Origin of the sequence: Streptomyces sp. NPDC100445 (assembly GCF_044759735.1) — a bacterium.
Taxonomy (GTDB): Bacteria; Actinomycetota; Actinomycetes; order Streptomycetales; family Streptomycetaceae; genus Streptomyces.
On sequence record NZ_JBIVZV010000012.1, the window covers coordinates 159,330 to 176,440 of the forward strand.

15 protein-coding genes are annotated in these 17,111 nt (G+C 72.4%); 12 read left to right on the plus strand and 3 right to left on the minus strand.

Annotated features, from left to right (window positions below):
* Window positions 1-16 precede the first annotated feature (16 nt).
* The 8 genes from recG (at window position 17) to mutM (ending at window position 8,027) form a co-directional block, all read left to right on the plus strand.
* Entirely contained in the window at window positions 17-2,248 is a 2,232-nt protein-coding gene (gene recG, locus ACIQVT_RS26680; RefSeq protein WP_403759078.1) for an ATP-dependent DNA helicase RecG, read from the plus strand.
* Between the two features lie 735 nt (window positions 2,249-2,983).
* Complete coding sequence (rsmD, locus tag ACIQVT_RS26685) at window positions 2,984-3,571, plus strand: 16S rRNA (guanine(966)-N(2))-methyltransferase RsmD (protein ID WP_403759081.1); 588 nt, start codon at window positions 2,984-2,986, stop codon at window positions 3,569-3,571.
* A 26-nt stretch (window positions 3,572-3,597) separates the two neighbouring features.
* Window positions 3,598-4,077 carry a pantetheine-phosphate adenylyltransferase gene (coaD, locus tag ACIQVT_RS26690; protein WP_403759467.1) on the plus strand — a complete coding sequence of 160 codons (480 nt, stop codon included), beginning with the start codon at window positions 3,598-3,600 and terminating at the stop codon, window positions 4,075-4,077.
* A gap of 57 nt (window positions 4,078-4,134) precedes the next feature.
* Window positions 4,135-5,256: an ATP synthase F0 subunit B gene (locus ACIQVT_RS26695; protein WP_403759084.1), complete on the plus strand. Its 1,122-nt coding sequence runs from the start codon at window positions 4,135-4,137 to the stop codon at window positions 5,254-5,256.
* 129 nt (window positions 5,257-5,385) lie between these two features.
* Window positions 5,386-6,039: a YceD family protein gene (locus tag ACIQVT_RS26700; RefSeq protein WP_403759087.1), complete on the plus strand. Its 654-nt coding sequence runs from the start codon at window positions 5,386-5,388 to the stop codon at window positions 6,037-6,039.
* 2 nt (window positions 6,040-6,041) lie between these two features.
* Window positions 6,042-6,215 carry a 50S ribosomal protein L32 gene (rpmF, locus tag ACIQVT_RS26705; RefSeq protein ID WP_003951102.1) on the plus strand — a complete coding sequence of 58 codons (174 nt, stop codon included), beginning with the start codon at window positions 6,042-6,044 and terminating at the stop codon, window positions 6,213-6,215.
* A gap of 8 nt (window positions 6,216-6,223) precedes the next feature.
* Window positions 6,224-7,057, plus strand: coding sequence for a ribonuclease III (gene rnc / locus ACIQVT_RS26710; protein ID WP_403759090.1), 834 nt, complete (start codon window positions 6,224-6,226; stop codon window positions 7,055-7,057).
* 97 nt (window positions 7,058-7,154) lie between these two features.
* Window positions 7,155-8,027, plus strand: a complete 873-nt coding sequence (gene mutM / locus ACIQVT_RS26715) for a bifunctional DNA-formamidopyrimidine glycosylase/DNA-(apurinic or apyrimidinic site) lyase (RefSeq protein WP_403759093.1) — start codon at window positions 7,155-7,157, stop codon at window positions 8,025-8,027.
* A gap of 21 nt (window positions 8,028-8,048) precedes the next feature.
* Here mutM and ACIQVT_RS26720 read toward each other — a convergent pair whose 3' ends face one another.
* The 3 genes from ACIQVT_RS26720 to ACIQVT_RS26730 all read right to left on the minus strand — a co-directional run bounded on the left by ACIQVT_RS26720 (window position 8,049) and on the right by ACIQVT_RS26730 (window position 10,415).
* Window positions 8,049-8,462 carry a winged helix-turn-helix transcriptional regulator gene (locus tag ACIQVT_RS26720; protein ID WP_403759096.1) on the minus strand — a complete coding sequence of 138 codons (414 nt, stop codon included), beginning with the start codon at window positions 8,460-8,462 and terminating at the stop codon, window positions 8,049-8,051.
* 42 nt (window positions 8,463-8,504) lie between these two features.
* On the minus strand, window positions 8,505-8,951 hold the full coding sequence (locus ACIQVT_RS26725) for a hypothetical protein (protein WP_403759099.1): 447 nt from the start codon (window positions 8,949-8,951) through the stop codon (window positions 8,505-8,507).
* 240 nt (window positions 8,952-9,191) lie between these two features.
* Entirely contained in the window at window positions 9,192-10,415 is a 1,224-nt protein-coding gene (locus ACIQVT_RS26730; RefSeq protein ID WP_403759102.1) for a CAP domain-containing protein, read from the minus strand.
* A 212-nt stretch (window positions 10,416-10,627) separates the two neighbouring features.
* Between ACIQVT_RS26730 and ACIQVT_RS26735 the strand changes: the two genes are divergently transcribed.
* The 4 genes from ACIQVT_RS26735 (at window position 10,628) to ACIQVT_RS26750 (ending at window position 17,029) form a co-directional block, all read left to right on the plus strand.
* Window positions 10,628-10,909, plus strand: a complete 282-nt coding sequence (locus tag ACIQVT_RS26735) for an acylphosphatase (RefSeq protein WP_403759105.1) — start codon at window positions 10,628-10,630, stop codon at window positions 10,907-10,909.
* A gap of 381 nt (window positions 10,910-11,290) precedes the next feature.
* Window positions 11,291-11,494: a hypothetical protein gene (locus tag ACIQVT_RS26740; RefSeq protein ID WP_031167290.1), complete on the plus strand. Its 204-nt coding sequence runs from the start codon at window positions 11,291-11,293 to the stop codon at window positions 11,492-11,494.
* A gap of 255 nt (window positions 11,495-11,749) precedes the next feature.
* Window positions 11,750-15,382 carry a chromosome segregation protein SMC gene (smc, locus tag ACIQVT_RS26745; protein WP_403759108.1) on the plus strand — a complete coding sequence of 1,211 codons (3,633 nt, stop codon included), beginning with the start codon at window positions 11,750-11,752 and terminating at the stop codon, window positions 15,380-15,382.
* A gap of 228 nt (window positions 15,383-15,610) precedes the next feature.
* Window positions 15,611-17,029, plus strand: a complete 1,419-nt coding sequence (locus tag ACIQVT_RS26750) for a sugar porter family MFS transporter (RefSeq protein WP_403759111.1) — start codon at window positions 15,611-15,613, stop codon at window positions 17,027-17,029.
* Window positions 17,030-17,111: the final 82 nt, after the last annotated feature.

The window sequence follows — 17,111 nt, forward strand, 5'->3', positions numbered from 1 at the left end:
GGTGGCGTGGTGTGCAATGGATCCCGTGCCCGCACTGGAAGAACCACTGAAGCAGCCCCTCAAGTCAGTGCTCGGCCCCGCCACCGCGAAGGTGATGGCCGAGCACCTCGGCCTGCACACCGTCGGCGACCTGCTCCACCACTACCCGCGCAGGTACGAGGAGCGGGGCCAGCTCACCCACCTCGCCGACCTCCCCATGGACGAGCACGTCACGGTGGTCGCCCAGGTCGCCGACGCCCGCCTGCACACCTTCGCCTCCGCAAAGGCCCCCCGCGGCAAGGGCCAGCGCCTCGAGGTCACGATCACCGACGGCAGCGGCCGGCTCCAGCTGGTCTTCTTCGGCAACGGCGTCCACAAGCCGCACAAGGAGCTGCTGCCGGGCACCCGCGCGCTGTTCGCCGGCAAGGTCTCCGTCTTCAACCGGCGCCTCCAGCTCGCCCATCCGGCCTACGAACTGCTCCGCGGCGACGGCGAGGACGGGGAGGAGGCGGTCGAGACCTGGGCCGGCGCCCTCATCCCCCTCTACCCGGCCACCGCCAAGCTGGAGTCCTGGAAGATCGGCAAGGCGGTGCAGACGGTCCTGCCCAGCGCCGGGGAGGCCCTCGACCCGCTCCCGGACACCCTGCGCGCCGGCCGTGGCCTGCTGCCCCTCCCCGAGGCCCTGCTCAAGATCCACCGCCCGCACACCAGGGCCGACGTCGCCGACGCCCGCGCCCGCCTGAAATGGGACGAGGCCTTCGTCCTCCAGGTCGCCCTGGCCCGCCGCCGCCACGCCGACAGCCAGCTCGCCGCCGTGCCCCGCGTGCCCGCCCCGGACGGCATCCTCGCCGCCTTCGACGACCGCCTGCCCTTCACCCTCACCGAGGGCCAGCTGAAGGTCTCCCAGGAGATCTTCGCCGACCTCGCCACCGACCACCCGATGCACCGCCTGCTCCAGGGCGAGGTGGGCAGCGGCAAGACGATGGTCGCCCTGCGCGCCATGCTCGCCGTGGTCGACTCCGGCGGCCAGGCGGCGCTGCTCGCCCCCACCGAGGTCCTCGCCCAGCAGCACCACCGCTCCATCACCGAGATGATGGGCGAACTCGCCGAGGGCGGCATGCTGGGCGGCGCCGACCACGCCACCAAGGTCGTCCTGCTCACCGGCTCCATGGGCACCGCGGCCCGCCGCCGCGCCCTGCTCGACCTCGCCACCGGCGAGGCCGGCATCGTCATCGGCACCCACGCCCTGATCGAGGACCGCGTCCAGTTCCACGACCTGGGCCTGGTCGTGGTGGACGAACAGCACCGCTTCGGCGTGGAGCAGCGCGACGCCCTGCGCGGCAAGGGCAAGCAGCCCCCGCACCTGCTGGTCATGACGGCCACCCCCATCCCGCGCACGGTCGCCATGACCGTCTTCGGCGACCTGGAGACCTCCGTCCTGGACCAGCTCCCGGCCGGCCGCTCCCCGATCGCCACCCATGTCGTCCCCGCCGCCGACAAGCCCCACTTCCTGGCCCGCGCCTGGGAACGGGTCCGCGAGGAGGTGGCCGGCGGCCACCAGGCGTACGTCGTCTGCCCCCGCATCGGCGACGACGAGGAGGCGGGAGCCGGGAAGGGCGGCGCGAAGAAACCCGCCGGCGACGAGGCCGACAGGCGTCCGCCGCTCGCCGTCCTGGAGGTGGCCGCCGACCTGGCCCGCGGGCCCCTCCAGGGCCTCACCGTGGAGGTCCTCCACGGCCGCATGCACCCGGACGACAAGGACGCCGTGATGCGCCGCTTCGCCGCCGGCGAGACGAACGTCCTGGTGGCCACCACCGTCATCGAGGTCGGCGTCAACGTCCCCAACGCCACGGCGATGGTCATCATGGACGCCGACCGCTTCGGCGTCTCCCAGCTCCACCAGCTGCGCGGCCGGGTCGGCCGCGGCTCCGCACCCGGCCTGTGCCTCCTGGTCACCGAGATGCCCGAGGCCGCCGACGCCCGCCGCCGGCTGGACGCGGTCGCCGCCACCCTCGACGGCTTCGAGCTGTCCCGCATCGACCTCGAACAGCGCCGTGAGGGCGACGTCCTCGGCCAGGCCCAGTCCGGCGCCCGCTCCAGCCTGCGGGTCCTCGCGGTCATCGAGGACGAGGAGGTCATCGCCGAGGCCCGCCAGGAGGCCACGGCCCTGGTGGCCACCGACCCAGGCCTGGAACGCCTCCCCGGCCTCCGCACAGCCCTGGACGCCCTCCTGGACGAGGAACGCGAGCAGTACCTGGAGAAGGGCTGAGTTCTCCTCACCGGGCCAGTCCGGGCGGGGCCGGGCTCGCGGGCCCGCTTCCGCGCCTCGCCGTGGCGCCCCCGTACGCCGTCCGGCACCGGGACCCGGGTCCCGACCCGGCCGGTTCGGGAACGGCGGACCCCAGGGGCGCCGTCGGGCGGCGGCGCGGACGGCGCCCGGTGCCGCGCCTCGCCGTGGGGCCCCGCCCGTCGTATGACGTCAGCCGGGACCCGAGCCCCGACCCGGCGGGCTCGGGACTACGGACCCCAGGGCGTCGACCCGGCGGCGGTGCGCAAGGCGCTCGGTGCCGCTCCTGGCCGTTTTGTCGTCGCTCGCCGTACGACGTCCTGCACCGGGACGTGGGCCCTGACCCGGTCGGCTCCTGAACGACGGACCCCGGGCGCGCCGACCCGCGACAACGCAGGTGGCACCGGGGCTCCGCTGGCGCCCCGTCCACGGTGCGGCGCCCGGCACCGGACTCGCGCCCTGACCCGGCCGGTTCAGGACCGGCAGACCTCAGGCGCGTCGCCCCGCGACGGCGCAGGTGGCGCCCGGCAGCCCGTCCGCACCGCCCCGTCGCTCGCCGCAGCCCGCCGTGGCCCCGCCGTGTGGCGCCCGGCACCGGAACTCGCGCCCCGACCCGGCAGCTCGGGAACGACGGACGCCTGGGCGTACCGCCCCGCGGTCGTTCGCGTGGCCTGCGAGACTGATCCCGAACGCCGCCGACCAAGAAGGACACCCCACATGACCCGCGTGATCGCCGGCGCGGCCGGCGGCCGTCGCCTCTCGGTACCGCCCGGCACCGGAACCCGGCCGACCTCGGACCGCGCGCGCGAGGGCCTCTTCTCCACCTGGCAGTCCCTGCTCGGCGGCCCGCTGGACGGGGAGCGTGTCCTCGACCTCTATGCCGGCTCGGGCGCCGTGGGCCTGGAGGCCCTCTCCCGCGGCGCGGGCCACGCCCTGCTGGTCGAGGCGGACGCCCGCGCCGCCAGAACCGTCCGGGAGAACGTGCGCACCCTCGGGCTCCCCGGCGCCGAGGTGCGCGCCGGCAAGGCCGAACAGGTCGTCCGCACCTCGCCCCCGGCCGCGCCGTACGACCTGGTCTTCCTGGACCCCCCGTACGCCGTCACGGACGACGATCTTCGGGAGATCCTCCTCACACTCCGCTCGGAGGGCTGGCTCGCCGCCGAAGCGCTCGTCACCGTGGAGCGCAGCACCAGAGGCGGTGAATTCCACTGGCCGGACGGCTTCGAGGCGCTCCGGTCCCGTCGCTACGGCGAGGGAACGTTTTGGTACGGTCGCGCCGCCTCTACGTGCGAAGACGCACGATGACCGGACCGGAGAGCGAGGGATCACAAGTGCGCCGCGCCGTCTGTCCCGGGTCGTTCGACCCGATCACCAACGGACATCTCGACATCATCGCCCGAGCCTCCCGTCTCTATGACGAGGTCTACGTCGCGGTGATGATCAACAAGTCGAAGAAGGGCCTGTTCGAGATCGAGGAGCGGATCGAGCTGATCCGCGAGGTCACCTCCGAGTACGCCAACGTCCGCGTGGAGGCGTTCCACGGCCTCCTCGTCGACTTCTGCAAGGAGCGCGACATCCCCGCCATCGTCAAGGGCCTGCGCGCCGTCAGCGACTTCGACTACGAACTCCAGATGGCCCAGATGAACATCGGCCTCACCGGCGTCGAAACGCTGTTCGTGCCCACCAACCCGACCTACAGCTTCCTCTCCTCCTCCCTGGTGAAGGAGGTCGCGGCCTGGGGCGGCGACGTCTCCCACCTGGTGCCGGCCCCGGTCCTGTCGGCGCTGAACGAGCGCCTCGCCAAGGGCTGATAGGACTACAGTCGTCCCGTCCGTCTCCAACCCGGTTCCAGGAAGTGGCGAGCACAGGTGGACGTGCAGAAGAAGCTCGACGAGATCGTCTCCACGGTCTCCGGCGCCCGGGGCATGCCCATGTCGGCGTCCTGCGTGGTCAACCGCGCCGAACTGCTCGCGCTGCTCGAAGAGGTCCGCCAGGCGCTGCCCGGCTCCCTCGCGCAGGCGCGGGAACTGATCGGCGACCGCGAGCAGCTGGTCGAGCAGGCCCGGCTGGAGGCCGAGCGCATCATCGGCGACGCGCACGCCGAGCGGGGTTCGCTGATCTCCGACACCGAGATCGCCCGCCGGTCCCAGGCCGAGGCCGACCGGATCCTCGCCGAGGCCCGCCAGGAGGCCGAGGAGATCCGCGCCGAGGCCGACGACTACGTCGACTCCAAGCTCGCCAACTTCGAGGTCGTCCTCACCAAGACCCTCGGCTCGGTCGGCCGGGGCCGCGAGAAACTGCTCGGCACCGGGCCCGGCCTGGACGAGAACGGCTACGAGGACGAGGACGCCCCCGAGCGCAGCCAGGACCCGCAGAGACTGCGCCAGGACGCCGACGCCTACGTCGACGTCAAGCTGGGCGCCTTCGAGGCGGTCCTCGCCAAGACCCTGGAGGCCGTCGGCCGCGGCCGGCAGAAACTGCACGGCCGGATCGCCACCGACGATCTCGGCGCCCTCGCGGACGACACCACGACCTTCCAGCACTCCAGCGACGCGGACTACCTCGCCGACCTCGCGGCCCTCGCGGACAGCGACCGCGACCGCGCGGCCCAGCGGCAGCCCGAGCCGTCGTACGAGCAGCAGCCCGCCTACCCCGCCTCGTCCGGCTACGCGCCCGCGGCGGCGGCCCCCGCCGAGCCGCAGCAGGACCCGTACGCCGGGTTCCCGCGGCAGCCGGAGTACGCGCCGCAGCCCGACCCCTACGGCTACCAGCAGGCCGACCCGTACGCCTACCAGGGGTACGACCCCCAGCAGGCCGCCTACGACCCGCAGCAGCAACACCAGCAGCACCAGCAACAAGAGCAGCATCAGCAGCAGCCGCACCAGCAACAGCCCCAGCAGGACTACGCGCTGGACGAGACGAGCCTCTTCGACACCGGCATGATCAGCGCCGAGCAGCTGCGGGCGTACGAGCAGGGCCGGGGTATGTGACCGGCCCGGATTGGGCCCTGAGCGAAAGGTCCAGTATCCTGGCTCTTCGGTCGCGTGTATGTCCGCGATCAGCGCTGCCCGCGACACCAACGGGCGGTGTCCCTCCGAGTTCACAGATCGAAAGCAGGAATGGCTCCTCACGCACGCCTCGACCACCGCAACCCCCTCGTGATCGACACGCACGAGCTGGGTCGGCGTCCTGGTGCGCTCAAGCGCCTCACCCGCGAGGTCGACGCCCCCAGGGATCTCGGCATCCAGGGGGTCATCGGAGTGCCGCAGGGCGCCCCGGTGGAACTCGAACTCCGCCTCGAGTCCGTCATGGACGGTGTGCTCGTCACAGGCACCGCCCGTGCGACCGCCGAGGGGGAGTGCGTAAGGTGTCTGGAGCCGGTCGAGCTGGAGCTCGAAGCGGACTTCCAGGAGATGTTCTCGTACCCTGACGCCGACGACCGGGGCCGCGTGATCGCGGAACCGGGCGACGACGCCGAGGACGACGAGGACAGGCTCTACGTCGAGGACGGTCTGATCGACCTCGAAACCGTGCTGCGCGATGCGGTGGTGCTCGCACTGCCGATGCAGCCGGTGTGCCAGGACGACTGCCCCGGCCTGTGCTCCCAGTGCGGAGTACGGCTCGCGGACGACCCGGACCACCACCATGACGCCGTCGACATCCGTTGGGCGGCATTGCAGGGACTCGCCGGTTCGACGACGGACGGCGAGAAGGACGAGATGAGCGGCGACGCGACTCGATCAGCGCGCGTCGACGAGAAGCAGGAGAAGTAGCCGTGGCTGTTCCGAAGCGGAAGATGTCGCGCAGCAACACGCGCCACCGCCGGTCGCAGTGGAAGGCTGCGGTCCCCACCCTGGTTGCGTGCGAGCGCTGCCACGAGCCCAAGCAGCAGCACATCGCGTGCCCGTCTTGCGGCACCTACAACAAGCGCCAGGTCCTCGAAGTCTGAGCGGGCTGGTGAGAGGCACTGTGTCCAGTCCGAAGAAGGACGTCAAGGCGGACGCTTCCGCCAAGAAGAAAGTGGACAATCAGGCCTCGTCCCACGCGCTTCTGGAAGGGCGGCTCGGCTACCGGCTCGAGTCCGCCCTTCTGGTGCGCGCGCTGACCCACCGTTCCTATGCGTACGAGAACGGCGGTCTGCCGACGAACGAGCGGCTGGAGTTCCTCGGGGACTCCGTGCTCGGCCTCGTCGTCACGGACACGCTGTACCGCATCCACCCCGACCTGCCCGAAGGCCAGCTGGCCAAGTTGCGGGCCGCGGTGGTCAACTCTCGTGCGCTGGCGGAGGTGGGGCGCGGCCTCGACCTGGGCGCCTTCATCCGGCTCGGCCGTGGTGAAGAGGGCACGGGCGGCCGGGACAAGGCGTCCATCCTCGCCGACACCCTGGAAGCGGTGATCGGCGCGGTCTACCTCGATCAGGGACTCGACGCGGCGTCCGAGCTGGTGCACCGGCTCTTCGACCCGCTGATCGAGAAGTCCTCCAATCTGGGCGCGGGCCTGGACTGGAAGACGTCCCTACAGGAGCTGACCGCGATCGAGGGACTCGGCGTGCCCGAGTACCTGGTCACGGAGACCGGCCCCGATCACGAGAAGGTCTTCACTGCTGCTGCCCGCGTCGGAGGCGTCTCGTACGGCACCGGCACCGGCCGCAGCAAGAAGGAGGCGGAGCAGCAGGCCGCCGAGTCCGCCTGGCGGTCCATCCGGGCCGCCGCGGACGAGCGCGCCAAGGCGGCCGAACAGGCCGTCGCGGATGCTGTGAAGGACGGCGACACGTCGTCCGCCACCGCCTGACAGAGCACCACCCGAGCGCCCGTCCCGTCTGCACGGGGCGGGCGCTCGGTCCGTCCCGGCGGCACGCCGCCGCCGGCAGATCCGCCCGAGGAGCCCCGTGCCCGAGCTGCCCGAAGTAGAGGTCGTCCGGCGTGGCCTGGAACGCTGGGTCGCCCACCGCACCGTCGCCGAGGCCGAGGTGCTCCACCCGCGAGCCGTCCGCCGGCACCTGGCCGGTTCCGACGACTTCGCGCACCGGCTCAAGGGCCACCACATCGGCGTCCCGCGCCGGCGCGGCAAGTATCTGTGGCTGCCGCTGGAGGAGACGCACCAGTCGGTCCTCGCCCACCTGGGCATGAGCGGCCAGCTGCTGGTCCAGCCGCACACGGCGCCCGACGAGAAGCACCTGCGGGTCCGTGTCCGGTTCGCCGACTCCCTCGGCACCGAACTCCGCTTCGTCGACCAGCGGACCTTCGGCGGCCTGTCGCTGCACGACAACACGCCCGACGGCCTGCCCGACGTCATCGCGCACATCGCCCGCGACCCCCTGGACCCGCTCTTCGACGACGAGGCCTTCCACCAGGCGCTGCGCCGCAAGCGGACCACCGTCAAACGGGCCCTGCTGGACCAGTCGCTGATCAGCGGCGTGGGCAACATCTACGCGGACGAGGCGCTGTGGCGCTCCCGCATCCACTACGAGCGCCCGACGGCCCGCCTCACCCGCCCGGCCACCGCCGGACTGCTCGGCCACGTCAGGGACGTGATGAACGCGGCCCTCGCGGTCGGCGGCACCAGCTTCGACAGCCTGTACGTCAACGTCAACGGCGAGTCCGGCTACTTCGACCGCTCCCTGGACGCGTACGGCCGCGAGGGCGAGCCGTGCCGCCGCTGCGGCACCCCCATCCGCCGCCGCCCCTGGATGAACCGCTCCAGCTACTTTTGCCCGGTCTGCCAGCGGCCGCCCCGCCCCGACGCGCCCGGCCCGGGCTGACGGCCCCGGCCGTCCCGCGACTTACACCTGCCGCCGGCCGTCGTACGCCGACCGCGCCGCCAGCACGTCGTCCATCGCGCCCTCCACGCAGTGGATGAGCGCGAGCAGCCGCTCGGTGACCCGGCGGCCCAGGGGGGTCAGTTCGTAGTCCACGCGGGGCGGGTTGGTCGGCTGGGCCTCGCGGTGCACCAGCCCGTCGCGCTCCAGCGCGTGCAGCGTCTGGGACAGCATCTTCTCGCTGACCCCGTCGACGCGGCGGCGCAGCTCGTTGAAGCGCAGCGAACCCTCGTACAGCGCGCCGAGCGTCAGCCCGCCCCAGCGGCCGGTGACGTGCTCCAGCGTGCCGCGCGACGGGCAGGCCCTGGCGAAGACGTCGTAGGCGAGGTCCTCGTCGTCCCGGGCGGCGTCCTTCGTGGTGGCGCTCGTACCGCTCATCCCACCAGCGTACGCGAGCACAGCGACCACCAACAGGTTGCGCTAACCGCTGGTTAGCCCCGGGGGTGCGCTGGCAGTGATCTCGAAACCGGAGGATTCGTCCCACGGAACCGCTCTCCACAGGCTCACCACAGCGGTCCATATGCGGTGCAGCAGAGCCCGGTCCGGGTTGTCCCCGCTGAGGGTGACGGTGGCAAGCAGGTCGCATCCCCAGATGCCCCATTCGTCATCGGGCGATGCGGCGATCACGGACTCCGCGATCTCGGCCACGCCAACATGTACTTCCAACGTCAACAGGTCCGCGACCGGGCCGAGGCCGCCACTGCTGCCAGTGCCGAGCCTGAACGCGGCCACCGAGTCCCCGAACGGCCCCAACGCCTCGCCCCACAGACCGTCGCCGCTCTCCAGCAGGTGGTCGAGCAGGCGATCGAGCGCCTGGTCGCCCCTCTCTTCTCCGGAGCGACAGAAGAAGCTGAGTCGGTATGCCACGGTTCCCCCGCCGTCCGCGCTTGATCGCCGGCTGTTTGCACCGCGCCATCATGCACGCCGCGCATGCGACCGTCCCAGCCACGAGGTGCTCCGACCTCATGCCCGTCATGCCTGCCTCCCGGACGGGACGGCATGCACGCGCTACGGCACTTCTGCGCGTCGGTCCTGGGGCGACTCGGCCACCGCCGACGGCCCTGAGACGACCCAGGAGACCTCATACGGCGCTGACCTACGATTGGCTCAGAAGCCGAAGTCCTGCGTCCACCACGGGCCGCCCGGGCCGAGGTGCACACCGACGCCGAGGGTCTTGAAGTCGGGGTTCAGTATGTTGGCGCGGTGGCCGGGGCTGTCCATCCACGCCTGGACCACGGCCGCCGCGTCGGCCTGGCCGCGGGCTATGTTCTCGCCGCCGAGGTCGGTTATCCCGGCCCGCGCGGCCCGGTCCCACGGCGTGCGGCCGTCCGGGTCGGTGTGGTCGAAGAAGCCGCGCGCGGCCATGTCGTCACTGAACCCCTCGGCCAGCGAGGACAGCGCGGAGTTCGCCGCCAGCGGGCTGCGACCGGCCTTCGCGCGCTCGTCGTTGACCAGCTTCAGCACCTCGGCCGCGGCGGCGGTCTCCGCCGACACCGTCACCGGCGGGGAGGCCGGCACCGGTGTGGCCGTACGCGACGGAGTGCCGCCGGGCTCGGCCGGCGTGGACGGCGTCGCCCTGGGCGTGGTGTGCGGGGCCGGCTTCCCGGCGGCCGTCCTGGAGGGGGCGGGCGTGCGGGGGGCCGCGTGCCGCGAGGCGGGCGCGGCGGGATCGGAGGCGGAGGCGGACGGCTTCGAGGCCGGCGCGGTGGGCTTCGAGGGCGAGGCGGAGGCGGACGGAGCCGGCGACCGGGAGGGACCGGTGCCCCCGGCCGCGCTGCCGCCGTCCCGGTTCTCGGCGGTGCCCGAGGTGCCGCCCTGCTCGCTCGCCGTGTTGCTCGGCGTGGCCACGGCCTGCACCCGTTCCCCGCCGGTGGTGTGCGTGCCGCCGCCGAGCTGGTAGTGCTCCAGGCCGGGCACGACACCGGTGGCCACCGCGACCGTGCCGAGGGCGACCGCCGCCGACACTCCGAGCAGGCCCGTGCGTACCGGCCGGGGGGCCTTCCTGCCGCGCCGGCCGTGGGACCCGCCGGCGGACAGGGCGGGACCGTCGCCGGGGTGGCCGGAGGAGGAGCCGGGCGCGGCCGAGGCCGGCCGGTGCTCGGGCGCGGTGGGTGCGGGGGCGTCGTCCGTCGAGAACAGGTAGGCCTGGGCCCGGGCGGTGGTCTCGGCGTAGGCCTCCGGGTTCAGGTAGGGGGCGATCCCGCGGGGACGTTCCCCCGCGGCCGGGTACCGGGCGCCGGCGTCACCGGAACCGGACGGCCTGGTGCCGGCCGCCCCCGTGGCGCGGCCCGTGGCGGCGCGGCCGGCGGCTGAGCGTCGGTGGCGTCCCATGTCCTTGCCCTCTTCCTCGTGCTCGCGGTCGACCGGCGCCCGCCCGGCGCGCACCGCTACCGGTCGCGGGCTCCGCGGCGAGCGACTCCCCCTGGCCGACCTGACTCACTCGAACGAGTGAGTTTCATATGCGTTTCATTGGGTCCGGACGGTACCCCATGCCGCCTGGGGACGGCGTGTCCCCGACGACTCCGGCCGGTTAGGTTGCAGCCATGAGTGAGGACGTACGACTGGTCGCCTGGGTCCGTGGACACGTGCAAGGTGTGGGTTTCCGCTGGTTCACGCGGGCAAGGGCGCTGGAGATCGGCGGCCTGAGTGGTTTTGCTCTCAATCTGGCCGACGGCCGGGTCCAGGTGGTGGCGGAGGGTGCCCGGGAGCGCTGCGAGGGACTGCTGGACTGGCTCCAGGGGAACGACACGCCCGGGCGCGTGGACGGCGTCACCGAGATCTGGGACACACCGCGCGGCGGTTACTCGGGGTTCGCGATCCGCTGAGCCCACTCCGCGACGACCGGTGGACGCGGGCCCGGCAGGCCCTTCCGGGTGCCCGCCGAAAGCGAAAACCGCCTGGTGGTTGCCAAGAACGGATCGGCGTGGCAGGCTCCGCAGGTACTGCTGGCCGCCACGTCCCGAGGGCCCGGAGGAGTCGCAGCGTCACCGGTTCCCCGGTCGCGCGCCCCGGTTCGCCCGCCAATACGGGGCGTGATCGTGTTGACCGTCAAACTTTTTGGTGAGACGCTGAAAGCCCCGCGCACCTTAGCTGTTTGGCATGGAGCAACACCAGGGCAACACTCGGATGTGCCAAGCACCGCGGGTGCGAATCCCTCACGACCCACACCGCATCGGTCGGTCACTCAGTGTGGAGGACCATCCATCATGGCAAAGGCGCTTCTCGGTTACGTCGGCGGCTCCGACCCTCGACTCCTCGCCGAGATGCGACGGTTGCAGCAGCGCGTCCAGGACCTGGAGTCCGAGCTGGTACGGATCCAGGCCGAGAACGAAGCGCTGTCGGCTGCCGCCTCTCAGGACAGGATCATGGAGAGCATCGACGCACACCAGGCGGAGCCTGCGCTCACCTGACAGCTGCATCGCTCCACGACAGCGGTAGCAGCGAACGGCTGCCCGTATCAACCATGAGATCGGCGCACGCGTCGATCGGACGGCTGTGACCCGGCCGTCAGAACTGCAAGGGACGCTCCGGCGTCCCTTCTTTCTTTCCCCCGCGCATCCTTTCACCCCCTTAACGTCTGGTGTGCCCGGCCCGTTCAATGGCGAAACCGTGGGGTTGCGAGTGTCCGTGGAGTGAGATACCGGCGCCGGGTAGAGTCCAGCGGCGTGCACCTCAAGGCCCTGACCCTCCGCGGGTTCAAGTCGTTCGCCTCCGCCACCACGCTCCGGTTCGAACCCGGGATCACGTGCGTCGTCGGCCCGAACGGCTCGGGCAAGTCCAACGTCGTGGACGCGCTCAGCTGGGTCATGGGCGAGCAGGGCGCCAAATCGCTGCGCGGCGGCAAGATGGAGGACGTCATCTTCGCCGGCACCACCGGGCGCCCGCCGCTCGGCCGCGCCGAGGTGTCCCTGACCATCGACAACTCCGACGGCGCCCTGCCCATCGAGTACGCCGAGGTCACCATCACGCGGATCATGTTCCGCAACGGCGGCAGCGAGTACCAGATCAACGGCGACACCTGCCGCCTCCTGGACGTCCAGGAACTCCTCTCCGACTCCGGCATCGGCCGCGAGATGCACGTCATCGTCGGCCAGGGCCAGCTCGACTCCGTCCTGCACGCCGATCCGGCGGGCCGCCGCGCCTTCATCGAGGAGGCGGCCGGTGTCCTCAAACACCGCAAGCGCAAGGAGAAGGCGCTGCGCAAACTGGACGCGATGCGGGCCAACCTCGCACGCGTGCAGGACCTGACGGACGAACTGCGCCGCCAGCTCAAGCCCCTCGGCCGCCAGGCCGCGGTCGCGCGCAGGGCCGCCGTCATCCAGGCCGACCTGCGCGACGCGCGGCTGCGGCTGCTCGCCGACGACCTCGTGCGCCTGCGCGAGGCCCTGCGGGCCGAGATCGCCGACGAGGCGGCCCTGCGGGACCGCAAGGGGAGCGCCGAGCAGGAACTGAAGAAGGCCCTGCACCGCGAGGCGCACCTGGAGGAGGAGGTACGGCGCCTCACCCCGCGCCTCCAGCGCGCCCAGCAGACCTGGTACGAGCTGTCCCAGCTGGCCGAGCGGGTCCGCGGCACCATCTCCCTGGCCGACGCCCGCGTGCACAGCGCCACCTCCGCGCCCCCCGAGGAACGGCGTGGCCGTGACCCCGAGGACCTGGAACGCGAGGCCGCCCGCGTCCGCGAGCAGGAGGCCGAACTGGAAGCGGCCCTGGAGGCGGCGCAGCGGGCACTGGACGACACGGTCGCCCACCGCGCCGGCCTGGAACGCGAGCTGGCCGCGGAGGAACGCCGGCTGAAGGACGCCGCCCGAGCCATCGCCGACCGCCGCGAGGGCCTGGCCCGGCTGTCCGGTCAGGTCAACGCCGCCCGCTCGCGCGCCGCCTCCGCACAGGCCGAGATCGACCGGCTGGCGACGGCCCGCGACGAGGCCCGCGAACGCGCCCTCCGGGCGCAGGAGGAGTACGAGGCGCTGAAGGCCGAGGTCGACGGCCTCGACGCCGGCGACGCGGATCTCGCCGAGCGCCACGAGACGGCCAGGCGGCAGCTCGCCGAGGCGGAGACCGTCCTCGGTGCCGCCCGCGAGGCGGTCACCGCGGCCGAACGCCGGCGTGCCGCCACCCAGGCCCGTCACGAGGCGCTGGCGCTCGGCCTCCGGCGCAAAGACGGCACCGGCGCCCTGCTCGAGGAACGGGACCGGCTGACCGGGGTGCTGGGCCCGGCGGCGGACCTGCTGACGGTGACGCCCGGCCACGAGGCGGCCGTCGCCGCCGCGTTCGGCGCAGCGGCGGACGCGGTCGCCGTCACGACCCCGGCGGCGGCGGCCGAGGCGCTGCGCCTGCTGCGCAAGCAGGACGGCGGCCGCGCGGCCCTCCTGCTGGCCGGCCCCCCGGAGCAGCCCCCGGCGCCGCCCGCCACCGCGGCGGACCCCGCCGCCCCGCCCACGCCCGGCACGACCGCCGTCGGCGCGGGCGCGGCCCGGCACGGCGCGCGCTCCGGGGGGCTGCTGCACGCCGCCGACCTGGTCCGTGGCCCCGAGGACCTCATGCCCGCCGTACGCCGGCTGCTGCGGAGGATCGTGGTCGTGGACGGTCTGGCGGACGCCGAGACCCTCGTCCGCGCCCGTCCGGAGCTGACCGCCGTCACCGCCGAGGGCGACCTGCTCGGGGCGTACTTCGCGCACGGCGGTTCGGCCGGCGCGCCCAGTCTGCTGGAGGTGCGGGCCTCCGTGGACGAGGCCGCCGCCGAGCTGGCGGAACTGGCGGTGCGCTGCGCCGGGCTGGCCGAGGAACAGCGGGCCGCGGCCGAACGGCGTACGGCGGCCGCGGCCCTCGTGGAGGAGCTGGGGGAGCGGCGCCGGGCCGCCGACCGGGAGAAGTCGGGGATCGCCCAGCAACTGGGCCGCCTCGCCGGGCAGGCCCGCGGCGCCGCCGGGGAGGCGGAGCGGTCCGCGGCCGCCGCCGCCCGCGCGCAGGAGGCGGCGGAGAAGGCCGCGGGGGAGGCCGAGGAGCTGGCCGAACGGTTGGCGGTGGCCGAGGAGATGCCGGTGGAGGAGGAGCCCGACACCGCCGTGCGGGACCGGCTCGCCGCCGACGGTGCCAACGCGCGGCAGACCGAGATGGAGGCCCGGCTCCAGGTCCGCACGCACGAGGAGCGGGTCAAGGGCCTCGCCGGACGGGCCGACTCGCTGGACCGCGCGGCCCGCGCCGAACGCGAGGCACGCGCGCGAGCCGAACGGCACCGGGCCCGGCTGCGGCACGAGGCGGCCGTCGCCGCAGCGGTCGCCTCCGGGGCCCGCCAGCTGCTGGCGCACGTCGAGGTGTCGCTGGCCCGCGCCGAGGAGGAGCGGACCGCGGCGGAGGCCGCCCGGACCCTGCGTGAGCAGGAGCTGACCGCCGCCCGGACCGCCGGACGCGAACTGAAGGCCGAACTGGACAAGCTGACGGACTCCGTCCACCGGGGCGAGGTGCTCGGAGCCGAGAAGCGGCTGCGCATCGAGCAGCTGGAGTCCAGGGCGCTGGAGGAACTGGGCGTGGAGCCGGAGGGGCTGGTGGCCGAGTACGGGCCGGACCAGCTCGTGCCGCCCTCGCTGCCCGCCGACGGCGAGGTGCTGCCGGACGACCCCGCGCACCCCCGCAACCAGCCGCGCCCGTTCGTGCGCGCCGAGCAGGAGAAGCGGCTGCGGGCGGCCGAGCGGGCGTACCAGCAACTGGGCAAGGTCAATCCGCTGGCGCTCGAGGAGTTCGCGGCGCTGGAGGAGCGGCACCAGTTCCTCAGCGAGCAGCTGGAGGACCTCAAGAAGACCCGCACCGATCTCCTCCAGGTGGTGAAGGAGGTCGACGAGCGCGTCGAACAGGTCTTCACCGAGGCCTTCCGGGACACGGCGCGCGAGTTCGAGGGCGTCTTCGGGCGGCTGTTCCCCGGCGGCGAGGGCCGCCTGCTGCTGACCGACCCCGGCAACATGCTCACCACGGGTGTGGACGTCGAGGCGCGTCCGCCGGGCAAGAAGGTCAAGCGGCTCTCCCTGCTGTCGGGAGGTGAACGGTCGCTGACCGCGGTCGCGCTGCTGGTGTCGATCTTCAAGGCCCGGCCGAGCCCGTTCTACGTCATGGACGAGGTCGAGGCCGCGTTGGACGACACCAACCTCCAGCGGCTGATCGGCATCATGCGGGAGCTCCGGGAGGCCTCGCAGCTCATCGTGATCACGCACCAGAAGCGCACGATGGAGGTGGCCGACGCCCTCTACGGCGTCTCCATGCAGGGCGACGGTGTGTCGAAGGTCATTTCCCAGCGCCTTCGGTGACCCCTTTTTCAAGATCAACTGACGCAGAGTTCACTTCTTGAACACGGAGCGCCTAGTTGTATCTCAAAGCTCACACACTTCCGACTATTGACTTCGAAAGTTGAAGGCATAGTCTCTCCAGCGATGCTTTTACCTTCAGGTGTGAGTGGTGTGAAGTTGTGCCCCACTGGATACCTGGAAGGGATCGACCCCACCCCGGCAGCGTTGCCGCGGCCCGAGGAGTTTTCCGTGACCAGCACAGCGCAGGCACCTCAGTCAGGAGCCAGGACGGCTCACCCCGATCATCTCGGGCATGTCATCTTCATCGCGGCGGCCGCCGCCATGGGCGGTTTCCTGTTCGGTTACGACAGCTCCGTCATCAACGGTGCCGTCGAGGCGATCCGCAGCCGCTACGACGTCGGTTCGGCGGCCCTCGCCCAGGTCATCGCCATCGCCCTGATCGGCTGCGCCATCGGCGCCGCCACCGCCGGCCGCATAGCCGACCGGATCGGCCGCATCCGGTGCATGCAGATCGCCGCCGTCCTCTTCACCATCAGCGCCGTCGGCTCCGCGCTGCCCTTCGCGCTGTGGGACCTCGCCTTCTGGCGCATCGTCGGCGGCTTCGCCATCGGCATGGCCTCCGTCATCGGCCCGGCCTACATCGCCGAGGTCGCCCCGCCCGCCTACCGCGGCCGGCTCGGCTCCTTCCAGCAGGCCGCGATCGTCATCGGCATCGCCATCTCCCAGCTGGTCAACTGGGGCCTGCTGAACGCCGCCGGCGGCAACCAGCGCGGCAAGCTGATGGGCCTGGAGGCCTGGCAGGTCATGCTCGGTGTGATGGTCGTCCCGGCCGTCCTGTACGGCCTGCTGTCCTTCGCGATCCCCGAGTCCCCCCGCTTCCTGCTCTCCGTCGGCAAGCGTGAGCGCGCCCGCCAGATCCTCGCCGAGGTCGAGGGCAAGGACATCGACCTGAACGCCCGCGTCGCCGAGATCGAGCACGCGATGAAGAGCGAGCACAAGTCCACGTTCAAGGACCTGCTCGGTGGCGGCTTCTTCTTCAAGCCGATCGTCTGGATCGGTATCGGCCTGTCGGTCTTCCAGCAGTTCGTCGGCATCAACGTCGCGTTCTACTACTCCTCGACGCTGTGGCAGTCGGTCGGCGTCGACCCGACGGACTCGTTCCTCTACTCGTTCACGACGTCGATCATCAACATCGTCGGCACCGTGATCGCGATGATCTTCGTCGACCGCGTCGGCCGCAAGCCGCTGGCCCTCATCGGCTCGGTCGGCATGGTCGTGGGCCTCGGGCTGGAGGCCTGGGCGTTCTCCTACGACCTCGTCGGCGGCAAGCTCCCCACCACCCAGGGCTGGGTCGCCCTGATCGCCGCCCACGTGTTCGTCCTCTTCTTCGCCCTGTCCTGGGGCGTGGTCGTCTGGGTCTTCCTCGGCGAGATGTTCCCGAACCGGATCCGCGCCGCCGCGCTCGGCGTGGCCGCCGCCGCGCAGTGGATCGCCAACTGGGCCATCACCGCGAGCTTCCCGTCCCTGGCCGACTGGAACCTCTCCGGCACGTACGTGATCTACACGATCTTCGCCGCGCTCTCGATCCCGTTCGTCCTCAAGTTCGTCAAGGAGACGAAGGGCAAGACGCTGGAGGAGATGGGCTGAGCCCCCGCACTCGGGGAGGAGGGCCAAGTCCCCGCTGCCCCTCTCCCCGTACCGTCCGCCGCCCCCGGCCCGGCCACCGCCC